At 68.5% G+C, this 15,054-nt stretch carries 11 protein-coding genes; 9 read left to right on the forward strand and 2 right to left on the reverse strand.

Annotated features, from left to right (window positions below):
• The first annotated feature begins 40 nt into the window (after positions 1-40).
• The 7 genes from ACOOGH_RS14155 (at position 41) to ACOOGH_RS14185 (ending at position 9,061) form a co-directional block, all read left to right on the forward strand.
• Complete coding sequence (locus tag ACOOGH_RS14155; protein ID WP_420449530.1) at positions 41-979, forward strand: sulfurtransferase; 939 nt, start codon at positions 41-43, stop codon at positions 977-979.
• 63 nt (positions 980-1,042) lie between these two features.
• Positions 1,043-2,584, forward strand: coding sequence for an FG-GAP-like repeat-containing protein (locus ACOOGH_RS14160; RefSeq protein WP_420449531.1), 1,542 nt, complete (start codon positions 1,043-1,045; stop codon positions 2,582-2,584).
• A gap of 2 nt (positions 2,585-2,586) precedes the next feature.
• The gene (gene msrB, locus ACOOGH_RS14165; RefSeq protein WP_420449532.1) at positions 2,587-3,000 is read left to right on the forward strand and encodes a peptide-methionine (R)-S-oxide reductase MsrB; all 414 of its coding nucleotides are present in this window, start codon (positions 2,587-2,589) and stop codon (positions 2,998-3,000) included.
• Between the two features lie 35 nt (positions 3,001-3,035).
• A complete protein-coding gene (locus ACOOGH_RS14170) occupies positions 3,036-5,276 on the forward strand; it encodes a multicopper oxidase domain-containing protein (RefSeq protein WP_420449533.1) in 2,241 nt (746 codons plus the stop codon).
• Positions 5,277-5,290: 14 nt separating this feature from the next.
• Complete coding sequence (locus tag ACOOGH_RS14175; protein WP_420449534.1) at positions 5,291-6,730, forward strand: amidohydrolase family protein; 1,440 nt, start codon at positions 5,291-5,293, stop codon at positions 6,728-6,730.
• A 134-nt stretch (positions 6,731-6,864) separates the two neighbouring features.
• Complete coding sequence (locus ACOOGH_RS14180) at positions 6,865-7,998, forward strand: tetratricopeptide repeat protein (protein WP_420449535.1); 1,134 nt, start codon at positions 6,865-6,867, stop codon at positions 7,996-7,998.
• A gap of 55 nt (positions 7,999-8,053) precedes the next feature.
• Entirely contained in the window at positions 8,054-9,061 is a 1,008-nt protein-coding gene (locus tag ACOOGH_RS14185; protein WP_420449536.1) for an SDR family oxidoreductase, read from the forward strand.
• Positions 9,062-9,065: 4 nt separating this feature from the next.
• On the opposite strand, the gene ACOOGH_RS14190 is transcribed toward ACOOGH_RS14185, so the two are convergent.
• Together ACOOGH_RS14190 and ACOOGH_RS14195 are read right to left on the reverse strand one after the other, a co-directional pair.
• On the reverse strand, positions 9,066-11,291 hold the full coding sequence (locus ACOOGH_RS14190; protein ID WP_420449537.1) for a DUF5916 domain-containing protein: 2,226 nt from the start codon (positions 11,289-11,291) through the stop codon (positions 9,066-9,068).
• On the reverse strand, positions 11,292-12,278 hold the full coding sequence (locus ACOOGH_RS14195; protein ID WP_420449538.1) for a threonine ammonia-lyase: 987 nt from the start codon (positions 12,276-12,278) through the stop codon (positions 11,292-11,294).
• A 192-nt stretch (positions 12,279-12,470) separates the two neighbouring features.
• On the opposite strand from ACOOGH_RS14195, the gene ACOOGH_RS14200 reads away from it, so the two are divergent.
• Positions 12,471-13,820, forward strand: coding sequence for a sodium-dependent transporter (locus ACOOGH_RS14200; protein WP_420449539.1), 1,350 nt, complete (start codon positions 12,471-12,473; stop codon positions 13,818-13,820).
• 16 nt (positions 13,821-13,836) lie between these two features.
• Positions 13,837-14,922 (forward strand): prephenate dehydrogenase/arogenate dehydrogenase family protein, encoded by a 1,086-nt coding sequence (locus ACOOGH_RS14205; protein WP_420449540.1) that lies wholly within the window; start codon positions 13,837-13,839, stop codon positions 14,920-14,922.
• The last annotated feature ends 132 nt before the right edge of the window (positions 14,923-15,054 follow it).

Consider the following 15,054-nt stretch of genomic DNA (forward strand, 5'->3'; position numbering starts at 1 on the left):
TTTGAAACCGGACAGCCGCGGAGATACAGGAGAAGAACGGATGAACATGCACGGGTCTCGAAGGCCTGGTCCCACGGCCGCCGGCTTGGCGGCCGCGATCCTCATGGGAGTGCTCGCGACGGTGATCCCGCCGAGCGCCGGCGCGCAGGCGAATCCCGACATCCTCGTGAGCGGCGATTGGCTCGTCGAGCATCGGGACGACCCCGGCGTCGTCGTCCTGCATGTCGGAATGGCAAGCATGGGGCGACCCCTGGAAGAATACGTTCAGGGGGCCCATTACATCGACTACCACGATATCGCACTCGACCGGAACGATCTCATCACCGAACTCGCACCGGTCGAGGATCTGGTGGAAGTCTTCCGCGCCGCCGGCGTCTCCGACGACAGCCACGTCGTCGTCGTGGGGGACCCCGGCCTCCACGCGGCCCGCGTCTTCATGACGCTGGATTACCTCGGGCACGGCGACCGCACCTCGGTGCTCGATGGCGGACTGGCGGCGTGGAAGGCGGTGGGGGGCGGAATCGCCGCGGAGCCGGCCACGCCCACCCGCGGCGACTTCGAGGCGGATGTCCGGGAGGACATGCTCGTCACGGCGGAGTGGATCCAGGACCGCCTCGAGGACCCGAATGTCACGCTCATCGACGCGCGACCGGAGAACGAATACACGGGTGAACGTCCGGGCAGGGACTTCCTGCGGGGCGGCCACATTCCGGGCGCCTACAACCTCTACTGGCAGGACCTCACGGGTGAGGATGTTCCCAGGCTGATCGACCTCGACGAGGTCAAGGCGCGTTTCGACGAGGCCGGAGCGTCCACGGACGGCGTCGTCGTCAGCTACTGCCTTATCGGCATGCGGGCGAGCTACACCTACATGATTTCCAGATATCTCGGGTACGAGACGAAGTTCTACGACGCCTCGTGGAACGACTGGGGCCGGCGGGAGGACCTGCCGCTCGTCACCGGGCGTGACCGCCGGTAGCTTGCAGGGCCCATGCCCGCGTCTCGTCGAACGCGTTCGCTTGATGCTGTTGGAGGTTGTGACATGAAGACCCTCTCAGGAGTACTTGGCGCCCTCCTCATCACCGCGGTGGCGGTGCTCATCTTCGTCGGCTCGAACCGCGGCGAAGCGGCCGAGATGGCGGTCCCGACGCCTGCCGCCGTGGTCTCTTCCGCGACGGCGCCCGTATCGCTGGTGTCGCCGGCCCCGAACTCGATCGAAGCGACCCCGGAGTCCCCCGTCGAACTCGTGCTGAGCGAGGCGCTGGATCCGAAGGGGTTCGATCCCGGCGCGCTCTCCGTGTTCGGTCGCTGGAGCGGCGTGATGAGCGGCTCGGTGGAGTTGTCCAGCGATGGCCGCCGCATCCGCTTTGAGCCGCGAGAGCCCTTCCACGCCGGCGAGTCGGTCACGGCCTCGCTCCGCGCGGGAGAGAAGCTGGTGACCGGAGGCGCGATGGAGACGGGGTTCGCGTGGAGTTTCTGGGTCCGGCCCCAGGCGGGTTCGCTCGACATGGTCGACCGCGGCGCGCGGACCGTCCTCGACGACGGCGAGAAGCACGTGCAGCCGTACGGCGCCTACGCCGGCGACTTCAACGGTGACGGGTACCCGGACATCGCGATCCCCAACGAGGTGTCAGCGGACGTCCGTGTGATGTTCAACGACGGGAAGGGCGACTACAGCGAGTTCCGCGTGCTCGACATCCCGGGCGGGAGCTGGCCGAGCCCGAACGAGGGAGCGGACTTCAACGGCGACGGCCTCACCGACTTCGTCGTCGGCAACGCCGGCAACGATCTCGTGTCGGTGTTCCTGGCCGACGGCGAGGGCTGGTTCGAGCTGGGCAGCAACATCGAGTCCGGCCGGAACGTGCGCGGCGTGTGCATCGGTGACTTCGACCAGGACGGGTGGCCCGACGTGGCGGCCGTGAACATGTCCGTCGGACCCGAGGAGTCGCGCGGAAACGTGGCCATGCTGCTCAACAACGCGGACGGGACGGGCAGCCTGAGGCGCGCCTCCGAGATCGCTTCGCCGGGCCAGGGCGAGAAGACGTGCGCGACCGCGGATGTCGACAACGACGGACGGCCCGACCTACTCGTGGGCGCCTACTTCACGGACGAAGTTCTCGTCTTCATGGGCGACGGACGCGGCAATCTCGAACTCGGCTCGCGCGTGCGTGCGGGCGGCAAGCCGTGGATGATCGTGTCGGGCGACGTGGACGGCGACGGCAACGTGGACGTGATGTCCGCCAACCGTGAGGGCAACAACGTGGCGGTCCTCCTCGGCGACGGCGCGGGCGGCTTCGCGGATCCCGTCGAGTACGAGACCGGCGCCGCCCCGCTGGCCGTCGACGTGGGCGACATCGACGGCGACGGCGATCTCGACGTCGTCACCAGCGACTTCGAGGGTAACAGCTTCACCGTGCACGAGAACGCCGGAAACGGAACTCTCGTGAATCCGAGGACGTATCCCGCAAGCAGCAACGGTTCGTGCGTCGTCATCCACGACCGCGATCTGGACGGGGATCTGGATCTCACCGGTGTGGATGAGACGGATGACAAGATTTTCATCCTGGAGAACCCCGGACGGTGACGATGAAGTCGAAGACGAAGAAGTCGAAGTCCGCGAAGTCGAAGAAGGAGTGGCGGGAGGCGCTTCCGGAGCCGGCCTACAAGGTGCTGTTCGAGGAGGCGACCGAGCGCGCGGGCACGAGCCCGCTGAACGATGAGAAGCGTGCCGGCACGTTCGCGTGCGCGGCCTGCGGGCAGGCGCTGTTCACGACCGACATGAAATACGAGAGTGGCACGGGGTGGCCGAGCTTCTTCGAGACGCTGCCCGAGGCCTTCGAGACGAAACGCGACTTCAAGCTCATCCTCCCGCGCACGGAGTACCACTGCGCCGGCTGCGGGGGGCACCACGGCCACGTGTTCAACGACGGACCCGAGCCCACGGGCAAGCGTTTCTGCAACAACGGCGTCGCGCTCCGGTTCATCCCGGACGAGGACTGAGGGGCCGCACGCTGCGGTCCCTGGCGGCGGGAGCCGTGGCCTTCTTTGCGATGGTCCCGGCCGCCGAGGGCCAGTTGCCGGGCTCCACCGGCTCATGCGAGACGCGGGCCGCTGAAGCACGCGGCGCCGGCGGGGGCACTGCGCTGGCGGGGACGCCGACCGGCCGCCCCGCTACCGACCTCCACTGCATCAGCCTCTTCTCGACCGCGCGGGCCGGCGACGCAAGCGGCCTCGTTGAACTAGGGCGGGTCCCGTCGCCGTTCGGAGTCACGGTCACGCCGTCCGGGCACCATGTCCGCGCGTTGACCGCGCACATCGAGGGCCTTCCGCCGCCCGGGAGCCTCGGGCCGTACACGGTCTACATGGCGTGGGCGACGCCGCTCGAACTGGCTCCCGTGGTGCCGCTGGGCCCGGTCGACAACGGCGAGCACCAGCTGGGGCGCGTCGCGTTCAACAAGTTCCTCGTGATGGTCAGCGCCGAGGCGTCGGCCGGCGTCACGACGCGCGAGGGACCGCTCGTGCTGCGCGGCCGTTCGCCGTCCGCGCTCATGGAGGCGCACGACCTCCTGGCCCTGGCGCCGTCGGCGACGCGGCGCGCGGCCGACCGGGCCCCGACGCGCTGGGACGCGCCGCCCGCGTCCCCCGGCATCGCGATGCTGCCCGGCGTGATGGACCTCGAACCGACGGCCCGCCCCGCGAGCCTCGGTGGCGCGGCCGACCTGCCACCGTGGGAAACGCTCCCCGAGGCAACGGAGCGTCAACTGGTCGACCTTCCCGACGGGGGCACGCTCGACCTCGAGGCGACGATCATCCGGCGCGAGATTGAGGGCCGCCGCCTCGCCATGCTCGCCTTCAACGGCCAGCACCCGGGGCCCCTCATCCGTGTCCCCGAGCAATCCACCATCTTCGTCAACTTTACGAACCGGACCCCGTATCCGACCGCGGTGCACTGGCACGGCATCCGGCTCGACAACGACTTCGACGGCGTCCCCGGCCTCACCCAGGACCCGGTCGAACCCGGCGCCTCGTTCCAGTACCGGATCTTCTTCCGGGACGCGGGCATCTACTGGTACCACCCGCACCACCGCGAGGATGTCCAGCAGGAACTCGGCCTGTACGGGAACCTCCTCGTCGATCCCGCGAGCGCGGACTACTACGGTCCCGCGAACCGGGACGAGGTCATCATGCTCGACGACATCCTCCTCGACGAGAACGGACTCGTGGACTTCGGGGAGGAGTCGGCGAACTACATGCTCATGGGCCGGTTCGGAAATCAGGCCCTCGTCAACGGGGAACCGAGCTACGAACTGGAGGTCGACAGAGGCGAGGTCGTCCGCTTCCACCTCACGAACGCCTCCAACACGCGCACCTTCAACCTCTCCTTCGTCGACATAGGAGGCGGCGGGATCCCCGATCCCGACCAGCGCGTCGCGGACCCCGACGTCGAGGATCCCCATCGGCTTCCGATGAAGGTCGTCGCCTCCGACGTGGGCCGCTTCGAGCGTGAGGAATGGGCGCGAAGCGTCGTCCTCGCGCCGGCGGAGCGCTACGTGGTCGACGTGCGTTTCGACGGCCCCGGTACGCACGCGCTCGTCAATCACGTACAGGGCATCAACCACCGGCAGGGCGTCTTCCGCGCCGAATTCCGGACGCTCGGCACCGTGAGCGTCGGGTCACAGGCCGCGGCTCATGACCACGGGCCCGCGTTCGAGACGCTGCGCGAGCATGCGGACGTGATCGCGGACATCGACCCCTACCGGCCGCGCTTCGACGACGAGCCCGACCACGAGCTCGTGATGACGCTGGAGACGGACGATCTCCCGCTCGCCATCGAACGCTCGATGGCCTACGACTGGGTCTACTTCAACCCTGTCGAATGGACCGGGACGATGCCGCGCATGAACTGGGCCACGACGGGAAGCGAGATCCGCTGGATCCTGCGCGAGACGGCGACCGGACGTGAGAACGACGACATCGAGTGGGATTTCACCGTCGGGGACGTGGTGAAGATCCGCGTCGTCAACGACCGGGGCGCCTTCCACGCCATGCAGCACCCGCTGCACATCCACGGGCAGCGTTTCCTCGTCCTGTCTCAGAACGGGGTGCCGAACAACAACCTGGCGTGGAAGGACACCGTCCTGTTGCCCGCCGCATCGACGACGGACATCCTGCTGGAACTGTCGAACCCCGGCCGCTGGATGATCCACTGCCACATCGCCGAACACCTCGAGTCGGGCATGAAGATGGTGATGAACGTCGCCGACGCCCCGCCGTGAGAAAGGAAGTTCTCATGATCACCGCCCGCAGTTCCTTCTTCGCCCTCGTCCTGGCGCTCGCCGCGGGAAGCCTTGCCCTCAACGGCGTGCAGGCCCAGCAGGAGCCGATCGAGAGCTTCATTGCGGTGCAGGGGCCGACCGTCGCGCTCACCAACGTGAAGGTGATCGATGGCACCGGCGGCCCTGCCCGGGAGGGGCAGACGATCGTCATCCGGGACGGCCGCATCGCCGACATCGGGCCCACAGAAGAGGTCGCGGGCCGAATCCGGAACGCGCAGGTCATGGATCTCGAGGGCCATACCGTCATTCCGGGTCTCATCGGGCTGCACAACCACAGCTACTACACGGGCGGGAACGGCCGGGCTGCGCAGCTCTCCTTCTCGGGTTCGAGGCTCTACCTCGCCTCCGGGGTGACGACGATCCGGACGACCGGGGCGCGCGCGCCGTACGAGGAAATCAACCTCAAGCGCGCGATCGACGAGGGGCGCACCATCGGCCCCAACATGTTCACGACCGGGCCCTACCTGACGGGGCAGGAGGGCGCGCAGTCGATGGCCCAGCTCGAGGGCGCGGAGCAGGCGCGCCGACTCGTGCGTTACTGGGCCGAGGAAGGAGTGCCCTGGTTCAAGGCGTACACCTGGATCAGCCGCGAGGAACTGGGCGCGGCGATCGACGAGGCGCACCGGCATGGTGTGAAGGTGACGGCGCACCTGTGTTCGGTCGGATACCAGGAGGCGGTGGCCCTCGGGATCGACAACCTCGAGCACGGCCTGCTCGCGAACAGCGAGTACTTCGCGGGCAAGGAGCCGGATGACTGCCCGTCCGGCTTCCGGAACGGCTACGCCGACCTCGACGTGAACTCCGAGGATGTGCAGGAAACGTTCCGCATGATGATCGAGAACGATGTCGCGATGACCTCGACGCTCGCGGTGTATGAGATATCCGTCCCAGGGCGGGGTCCGATCGACGAGCGGATCTACGACATCCTCGCCCCTGAAATCGCGGCGGAGGTGCGCGAAATCGCCCAGGTGCGCCGGAACGCGACGCTCGACTCGGGGATCGGAATCCACCCCGACGTCTACCAGAAGGCGCTCGAGTACGAGTACGCCTTCGTGCAGGCGGGCGGGACGCTCGCGGCGGGCGTCGATCCGACCGGGTACGGGGCCGCACCGCCCGGATACGGCGACCAGAAGAACTACGAACTGCTGCTCGAAGCCGGCTTCACGCCCGCCGAGGTCGTGCAGATCATGAGCGCGAACGGCGCCAGGGTGCTCGGCATCGACGACGAGACGGGGACGATCGAGGTCGGCAAGGTTGCGGATCTCGTCGTCCTCGAGGGCGATCCGGAGGCGGACGGACACATCCGTGAGACGCGAATCGTGTTCAAGGGCGGCGTGGGCTGGGATGCGCCGAAGCTGATCGACTCGATCCGCGGGATCGTAGGCATCCGTTGACGACGGTCCGGGAGCCGCCGCTCGACCCTCGCGGGCGGCCAAGCTTCCCGAGCCCGGGGCGGTGCGGGTTGTTTCCCGGCGTCGGCGGGTGCCGCGGCTTTCGCGGGCTGATTCTGCGTCTCGCGGCGGCATGCATGACTCTGGGAGCTGTCACGGTTCCGTCCGCATCGGCCCAGGTCAGCCAGGTGGATTCGGCCGCCGTGCTGGTCGCAACCGCTGCCGACTTCGAAGTACGGGGCGCGCTGGAGGTCGCGCGGGCGCTGTACCAGGAGGTCGTGCGCCGATACCCGAATACTCCGGGGGCGGAGAGGGCCCGTGCCCGGCTGGAGGCGTTGGAGGCGTCGGCGGACCTGGCGTCGGCCGCCGCTCCGCTCGACCGACGCGGCGACACGGAGTTCCGCGTGTGGGCGACGATGTACGGGCTGTGGCTGGGCGTCGCCGTGCCGAGCCTCGCCGACGCGCAAGGCTCCGAACCGTACGGCGTGGGGCTTCTGCTGGGGGGGCCGGCCGGCTACCTGGCGGGCCGCTCCTGGTCCCGGTTGCGCTCGTTCTCCGTGGGACAGGCGCGCACGGTGAGCTGGGCCGGCACCTGGGGCACGTGGCAGGGCGCGGGCTGGGCCGAGGCGCTCGACCTGGGCCGCGATGCCGACTGCGACTACTGCGGGCCGGACGAGCAATCTGTCGTGGCCGCCGCGGTCTCCGGCGGGCTGGCCGGCCTCCTGGCGGGTGGCCTGATCTCCCGCGCCGAGATCACCGAGGGCACTGCCGCTTCGATCTATCTGGGCAGCCTGTGGGGGACCTGGGTCGGTCTCGCCGGCGCCACCGCCCTGGACTTCGACGACGACGCGATGTGGCGGAGCACGCTGCTCGTCGGCAACGTGGGTCTGGTCGCGGGCGCCCTGGCCGGGCGCGGGTTCGGCTTCTCCTCGAGGAGGGCGCACCTGATCAGCCTGGGCGGTCTCATCGGCGGTTTCGGCGGAATCGGCATCATGCTCATCGCGGAGCCGAGCAGCAGCAGCGAGGACTTCGCGATCCCGCTCGCGGGGAGTCTCGTGGGCCTCGGCCTCGGGGCCCTGTTCACGCGTGGGCTCGACGAGGCTCCGGCTGGTGCATCCTCCGGCTTGAGGGCGGCAGCATTGCTCAACTGGTCCGAGGGGGAGTTCTCGTCCGGCCTGCCGCTGCCCTTCCCCGCGACCGTGCCCGACCCGCGCCGGGAGGCGGGTCGTCATGCGGCGTGGCATGTCCCGCTCCTGAACATCCGTTTCTGAACGTTCCGAGACGTTCCTGCGGGAACGTCCCCGGTCACTGACTCAGGGAGGCTGCGTGCCGGACCGTTCGCTTCGAGACCGGGTGGCCGTCGTCGCCGGCGCGACGCGCGGCGCCGGGCGCGGGATCGCCCGCATGCTCGGCGCCGCGGGCGCCACCGTGTACTGCCCCGGCCGGAGCGTCCGCGGCCGCCCCGCCACGCCGGGCCGACCCGAGACCGTGGAGGAGACGGCGGAGCTGGTTGGTGCAGAGGGAGGCCAGGGCATCGCGGTCCGTACCGACCACACGGTCGAGTCCGAGGTCGAGCGACTCTTCGCGCGCGTCCGCGCCGAAGCCGGCCGGCTCGACATCCTGGTGAACGACATCTGGGGCGGCGACGCGCTGACCGAGTGGGGGAAGCCCTTCTGGGAGCTCTCCATCACCAAGGGCCAGCAGATGCTGGAACGCGCCGTCCACACCCACATCATCACGAGCCGGCACGGCACCCCGCTCATGGTCGAACGCAACGCCGGACTCATCGTCGAGGTCACGGACGGGGACACGTTCGGCTACCGCGGGAACCTCTTCTACGACCTGGCGAAGAACGCCGTCATCCGTCTCGCCTACGCCATGGCCTCCGACCTGCACGCGCACAACGTGACGGCGCTCGCGGTCACCCCCGGATTCCTGCGGTCGGAGGCGGTACTCGACCACTTCGGCGTTACCGAGGCCAACTGGCGCGACGCGGTCGAGGCGGACGAGTACTTCGCCGAGTCCGAGACCCCGTGCTACGTCGGCCGCGCCATCGCCGCGCTCGCTGCGGACCCGAACGTGGCCGAGAAGAGCGGAGGACTGTTCTCAAGCTGGAGTTTGGCGAAGGAGTATGGCTTCACCGACGTCGACGGCCGCCAGCCGGACTGGGGCACGTTCTTCCTGCGCAAGGTGCGGGAAATCCTCGAGCGGGACGCCCCGCCGGACGAGATGGACGTCTTCGTCGTTCGCAGCCGGCTCTACCAGGCGGAACTCGATCCATCCGGCGGCGAGGAAGCCGAGCGCCTCCGCGCCTGGCTGGAGCGCCACGAGTAGCGAATCAGAAGCCGATCGACTTCGACACCTTCGCGGCGAAGACGCGCTCGACCGTCATGCCGGCGTCCAGATCGCGGCGCTCGGTGTAGACGAGGAAGATGTCGCTGAGCGGCGAATACAGGTAGTTGAAGCGCACATTCGTCACGAACTGGTCCTCGGCCGCATTGTACTGGACGAAGGCGCTCGCGAAGAGCTTCGTCGAGAAGCCGTAGTCGACCCGTCCCCCGAACACATCCGCCGTGAAGTCCCCCTCCGGGAGCGAGATGTCGTTGTGGTTCGCCGAGAGATCAACGGAGACGTGATGGTTCGGCCGCCACATCAATCCTCCCGACAGCGACGTGAGCGTCCCGTCGAAGAACCCGCCGCGCTCGACCCGAACAAATCCCGCTAAAACCCGGCCCGGCGCCGACCGATACTGGACCGAACCCGAACCGAACCCGAAACGACCCACCGGGATCGTCGCGTCCTTCGAGACGCGGAACGGCTCCCGCAGGAGTTCGAACCGGTCCGTGTAGTTCAGCGTGAGCGCGCTCCCGTTCAGGAAGGACACCCCGAACCCGGTCGTCCGCGTCCGCGTCACGAGGACGGACTCGAGATCCTGGACGTAGTCGATCTCGACCCAGGGATTCACCTCCTGCACGCCGGGCAGCGGGGGACGCGGGTGGAGACCCACCGTGGCGTAGCTCTGCCGGATGTCGCGCCGGCGCACGAAGCCCACCGTCGGGTTGAAGTCTTCCCCCACGTGCCGCCACAGCGCCGAAACGTCCCACAGCTCGTCCCGCCACCCCGCCCACATGCGGCCCGCGAAGGAGTCCCCGTCCCGGTCCGGCGTGCGGGTCCAGGCGAGGAACGGCGCGAAGAGCAGCGACGGGAGCGGCCTCAGGTTCGCATCGAAGCCCACGCTGCGGTTGAAGCCGGGGTATCCATCGACGTCGGCGCCGGTCGCTTCCCGGTTGACGAAGATCGCCCCCACGTCCGACGTCCCGAACACGCTCCGCCGCGCCCGCATGACCGAGAAGTTCTCGGCCGGGAGCCCGCGGCCGGAGCGCGTCTGGAGGTTCATGAGGCCGACCTCAAACCCTGCCGCACGCCCCGTGAGCCGCGCGCCGCCGAGGATGGGGATCGGTTCCCCCGTTCCCCGGAGCCCGATGCGCCGCGAGTGGAAGAGTGTGAAGTCGCGCAGCGACACGCCGGTCCGGTAGCTGCGCTCCGACTGGTCGCCGAATGCGAACGTGCCGGAGTTCTCGACGAAGAAGTCCCGCTTCTCTGGGAAGAAGAGGGGGAAGCGGGTCAGGTTGACCTGCTCCTGGTCCACTTCGACCTGTGCGAAGTCGGTGTTGTACGTGAGGTCGAGCGTCAGCCCCGGCGTGACCCCGTACTTGACGTCGAAGCCGATGTCGGCCTGCGTGCCGGCGCGCCCCTCGTCGACCAGCGTTCCCGTCTGATCCTGGCCGAGCACATAGGGCTTTACCCGCAGGTTGAGCCCCGGCCCCACGCCGCTGAATCCGGTGATGGTGCCCGCTTTCGACATCTTGTGGATCTGGTCGCGCCGGTCGAGCGGCGCCCAGAAGGTGTCCTCGGACTTGCGCCGGATGCGGCGGAGGATCTGGAGACCCCAGGTCTGATCCTCCTCCGAGGGGTTGAAGCGGAGTGTGGAGAAGGGGATCTCGACCTCGACTGTCCAGCCTTCGTCGTTCCTGGTGGTCTCGACCCGAATCGGGCCCTCCCACGCCTGGTTCTCGGAGCGGCTGTCGTCGAAGATCTGCACGTCCTTGAGCGCCCCCTCCGGGTTGACGAGAAACATGAACCCGTTCCGGCGGTCGAGGTACGTGTCCAGCGTCACGCCGAAGACGTCGGATGATCCGCTGTTGAAGTCCTGTTTCAGGCTGGAGACGAAGTAGCGGTCGGGCTCCGAGTCGTAGCAGATCGCGCCGATGTAGAGCGCCCGCTCGTCATGCAGGAAGTAGACGACGGTGTTCTCGGTGGCGGGAGCGCCGGTGTCGGGGCGGGACTGGATGAATCCGGTCAGAGGCTGGGCCTGCTGCCAGACGGACTCGTCGAGGCGGCCGTCCACCGAGGGCGGCGTGTCGGTGCGCAGGGCCGCGGCCGTCGGGCGCGGCGCCGATTCGACGGCGATTCGGGCCGGTCCCTCCTGGCCGGGCTCCTGTGCCACGACGACCGATGGGATCAGGAGGATCAGGAGCGCCGACACCCTGCTCGCGTGGAACACTCAGTTCCAGCTCAGTCCACGAAGCTGCTCGACGTCGAGGTTCCCGCCGCTCAGGACACACGCCACCTTCGTCCCCGCCGGGGCGTCGATGAGGCCGTGGAGGACGGCGGCAACCGAAGCGGCGGCCGCGCCCTCGGTCACGAGTTTGGCCCGCGTCATCAGCCACAGCATGGCGTCGAAGATGTCTTCGTCGGGAAGCGTGACGACGCGTTCCACGAAGCGGCTCACGACGGACGCCGTGTTGTCGCCGACCCGCATCACCTTGAGCCCGTCGATCGCGCAATCCACGGTCTCCAGGGTGATCATCTCGCCGGATTCGACCGTCCGCTTCATTGCGGGCGCCCCGGATGATTCCACCCCGATCACGCGGATATCGGGGTTCACGCTCTTCAGCGCCATCGAATTGCCGGAGATGAGGCCGCCCCCGCCGATCGGGATGACGACGACTTCGACCTCCGGCCAGTCCTCCAGAATCTCGAGACCGAGCGTCCCCTGGCCTGCGATCAAACGCGGGTTGTCGAAGGGGTGCACATAGGTGAGTCCGCGCTCCTCGACGAGTTCCAGCGCGCGCTCGTTCGCCTCGTCCCAGATCGATCCCTGAAGGACGACCTCGGCGCCGTAGCCCTCCGTGGCCGCGACCTTGGCCGGAGTCGCGTTCTCCGCCATGACCACGACGGCCGGGATCCCGTACAGGCGGGCCGCCAGCGCCACTCCCTGCGCATGGTTCCCGGCGGAGGAGCAGATGATGCCGCGTGCCTTCTCCTCCTCGCTCATGTGCGCCATCACGTTCAGCGGACCCCGCACCTTGTAGGAGCCCCCGCGCTGGAAGAGTTCGGCCTTGAGCCGGATGTCGAAGCCGGAAGCGTCGCTCAGCGAGCGCGAGGTGAGGAGGGGGGTGTGGTAGACGTGCGGCGCGACGTGCTTCCGCGCGCGCTCGAAGTCCTCGCGCGTCAGCGTGAGTCCGGGGATCTCGACGTGTGGCGTCACTGGGGCCGTCTCTCTCGGCAGGGCGGTCGGCTGGCGGCCGGATCCACGTCCAGGTCCGCAGAAGCGTGGTCGATAATCCCCGGAACGGAGAGGCCACGCAACGGGAAGCGGCGGTCACCTTGCGGCGGAAGGCGTCGGTCGGCGACACTCAAGCCTCCTCCCCGCACGGACATCCGGCCGAGGATCCGCGACTTGAACCAGCCTCAAGATCCACCGAAATCCGCACGCGAGCGCTTCGGCACCCGTGCCGGGTTCGTGCTTGCGGCCGTGGGGTCCGCCGTCGGGCTGGGCAACATGTGGCGCTTCCCGTATCAGACGGCGGAGGGCGGGGGCGCCGCCTTCCTCGTCGCCTACGTCTGCATGGCGTTCCTCATCGGCGTGCCAATGATGCTGGCGGAGTTCGCGGTGGGGCGGCGCGCCCGCCAGTCGGCGATCGGGGCGCTGCGGTCGGTCGGAGGCCGACGCTGGGCCGCGATGGGTCTCCTCTTCCTGGTCACCTCGACCGTGATCATGGCCTACCTGTCGGTGATCACGGGCTGGGCGCTGCGATACGCGCTCGATGGTCTGGCGACCGGTTTCCACGCCGACGCGGCGGGACGTTACGAATCCATCGCCTCCGGACCCTCGGCGGTCGTCTTCCACGTCGTGTCGATCGCCGCGACGGTGGGAATCGTCGTGTTCGGCGTCCGCAAGGGGATCGAGCGGGCGAGCATGCTGCTCATGCCGGTCCTCTTTCTCCTCCTCATCGGCCTCGCGATCTGGGCCGCGACGCTGCCGGGCGCCGCGGAGGGGTACCGTTTCTATCTCTCGCCGTCGCTGAACGAGTTGTTTGATCCGGTCGTGCTGCAAGGCGCGGCCGCCCACGCCTTCTACTCGCTGAGCGTGGGGATGGGGATCATGGTCACCTATTCCTCCTACCTCTCGAGAAGCGCCAACCTCGGTCGAGAAAGTGCCGTGATCGCGCTCTCGGACTTCTTTGTGGCCTTCGTGGCGGGGCTGGTCGTGTTTCCCATCGTCTTCGGACTCGGGCTCTCGGAGGATGTGGGGGAGAGCACGCTGGGCGTCCTCTTCATCTCGCTCCCGAGCGCCTTCGCGCAGATGGAGACGCTGGGCCGGATCGTGGGGACGGCGTTCTTCATCGCCGTGATCGTGGCGGCCATCACCTCCGCGGTGTCGCTGCTCGAGGTGGCGGCTTCGATCCTCATCGACGAGTGGGGCTGGACGCGCCGGCGGGCGACGCTCACTTCGGGCCTCCTCATCGCGGCGATCGGGATCGCGCCGGCCCTCTCCCTCGGCGCACTGGGCATCATGGACCAGGTGGCGGCGGAACTCCTCACGGTGCTGGGCGTACTCGCCATCGCCGTGCTCGTGGGCTGGGTGATGAAGCACCCGGAGGAGGAACTCCGGATCGGGGCCTCACCGGGCTTCGCGCGCCTGATCCCGACGGCGCACTTCCTGATCCGCTATGTGGCGCCGCCTCTCCTGGCGTACGTGAGTTGGATCGCGCTGCGCCAGACGATCCGCGTGATCGCCGGCGGCTGAGAGTCCGGAGCGATTCATGTCGAACCTTGACGATCTTCGAGACGAACTCGCGCGCATCGACCACGAGTTGCTCGAACTCGTGGCCCGGCGGCAGGAAGTGTCCGCCAGGGTTGGGGACCGGAAGCGCGCCGCGCGGAAGCCCACGCGGGATTACCAGCAGGAAAAGATGGTCATCGAGCGCGCCCGCGCCGTCGCGAACGAACTCGGGCTCTCCCCCCGGCTGGCCGAAGACATCGTTCTCTCCTTGATTCGTTCTTCCCTCGCCGTGCAGGAGCGGGGCAGCGTGGTAGCGGCGGCGCGGGGCGGTGGACAACGGGCGCTCGTCATCGGCGGATGCGGGAAGATGGGTGGGTGGTTCGTCCGCTTCCTCGCCTCCCAGGGGTTCGAGGTGGAGACCGCCGACCCCGCCGGCGGAGATCACGCGGATTGGGCCGCGACGTCGCTCGATCACGACCTCATCGTGGTGGCGACGCCCATGGTCGTCGCCAACGAGGTCCTCGAGCGGCTGGCGGAGATCCGACCGCCGGGCCTGGTGTTCGACATCGGTTCGCTCAAGAGTCCGGTGCGCTCCGGCCTCGCGGCGATGGCGGAGGCCGGGGTCCGGGTCACGTCGCTCCATCCCATGTTCGGTCCCGATGTCGAGCTCCTCTCCGGGGAGCACCTGATTTTCGTGGACGTCGGTTGTCCCGACGCCACGGAAGAGGCGGAGGCGCTCTTCGCCTCGACGATGGCGACGCGGGTTCGCATGGACCTGGAGGGTCACGACCGGGTGATGGGATTCGTGCTCGGGCTCTCGCACGCCCTCAATATCACCTTCTTCACGGCGCTGGCGCGCTCCGGCGAAACGACGCCGCGCCTGGCGGATGTGTCGAGCACCACCTTCGAGGCCCAGCTTGATGTGGCGCGCGCGCTGGCCGGCGAGAACCCGCACATGTACTTCGAGATCCAGTCGCTGAACGAGTACGGAGACGCCGCGCTGAAGGAACTCGTGGCGGCGGCGGAGAGGGTCCGCGACGTGGTCGAGGCGGGGGATGAGGCCGCCTTCGTCGCCCTCATGTCTGCCGGCCGCGACTACCTGGAGTCCCGGAGCGCGCCGGACTGAGTTCCCCGGGGACGCACGGCGACCGGCTTTTGGCTGGCGTATCGCGGCAAGGAATCCCTATCTTGCATAGGCTGGATGCGGGGAGGGGATGTTGCGTCCAAACGCCGCGGCAGGTCGCGGTGTTTGCCCAGC

The sequence above is a fragment of the Candidatus Palauibacter sp. genome (genome assembly GCF_965213655.1).
GTDB lineage: Bacteria > Gemmatimonadota > Gemmatimonadetes > Palauibacterales > Palauibacteraceae > Palauibacter.

Excerpts from the sequence above, each read along its gene's own strand:
- ACOOGH_RS14175 (WP_420449534.1), top strand. The coding sequence starts at position 5,291 with ATGATCACCGCCCGCAGTTCCTTCTTCGCCCTCGTCCTGGCGCTCGCC.
- msrB (WP_420449532.1), top strand. The coding sequence starts at position 2,587 with ATGAAGTCGAAGACGAAGAAGTCGAAGTCCGCGAAGTCGAAGAAGGAG.
- ACOOGH_RS14155 (WP_420449530.1), top strand. The coding sequence starts at position 41 with ATGAACATGCACGGGTCTCGAAGGCCTGGTCCCACGGCCGCCGGCTTG.
- ACOOGH_RS14160 (WP_420449531.1), top strand. The coding sequence starts at position 1,043 with ATGAAGACCCTCTCAGGAGTACTTGGCGCCCTCCTCATCACCGCGGTG.
- ACOOGH_RS14180 (WP_420449535.1), top strand. The coding sequence starts at position 6,865 with ATGACTCTGGGAGCTGTCACGGTTCCGTCCGCATCGGCCCAGGTCAGC.
- ACOOGH_RS14205 (WP_420449540.1), top strand. The coding sequence starts at position 13,837 with ATGTCGAACCTTGACGATCTTCGAGACGAACTCGCGCGCATCGACCAC.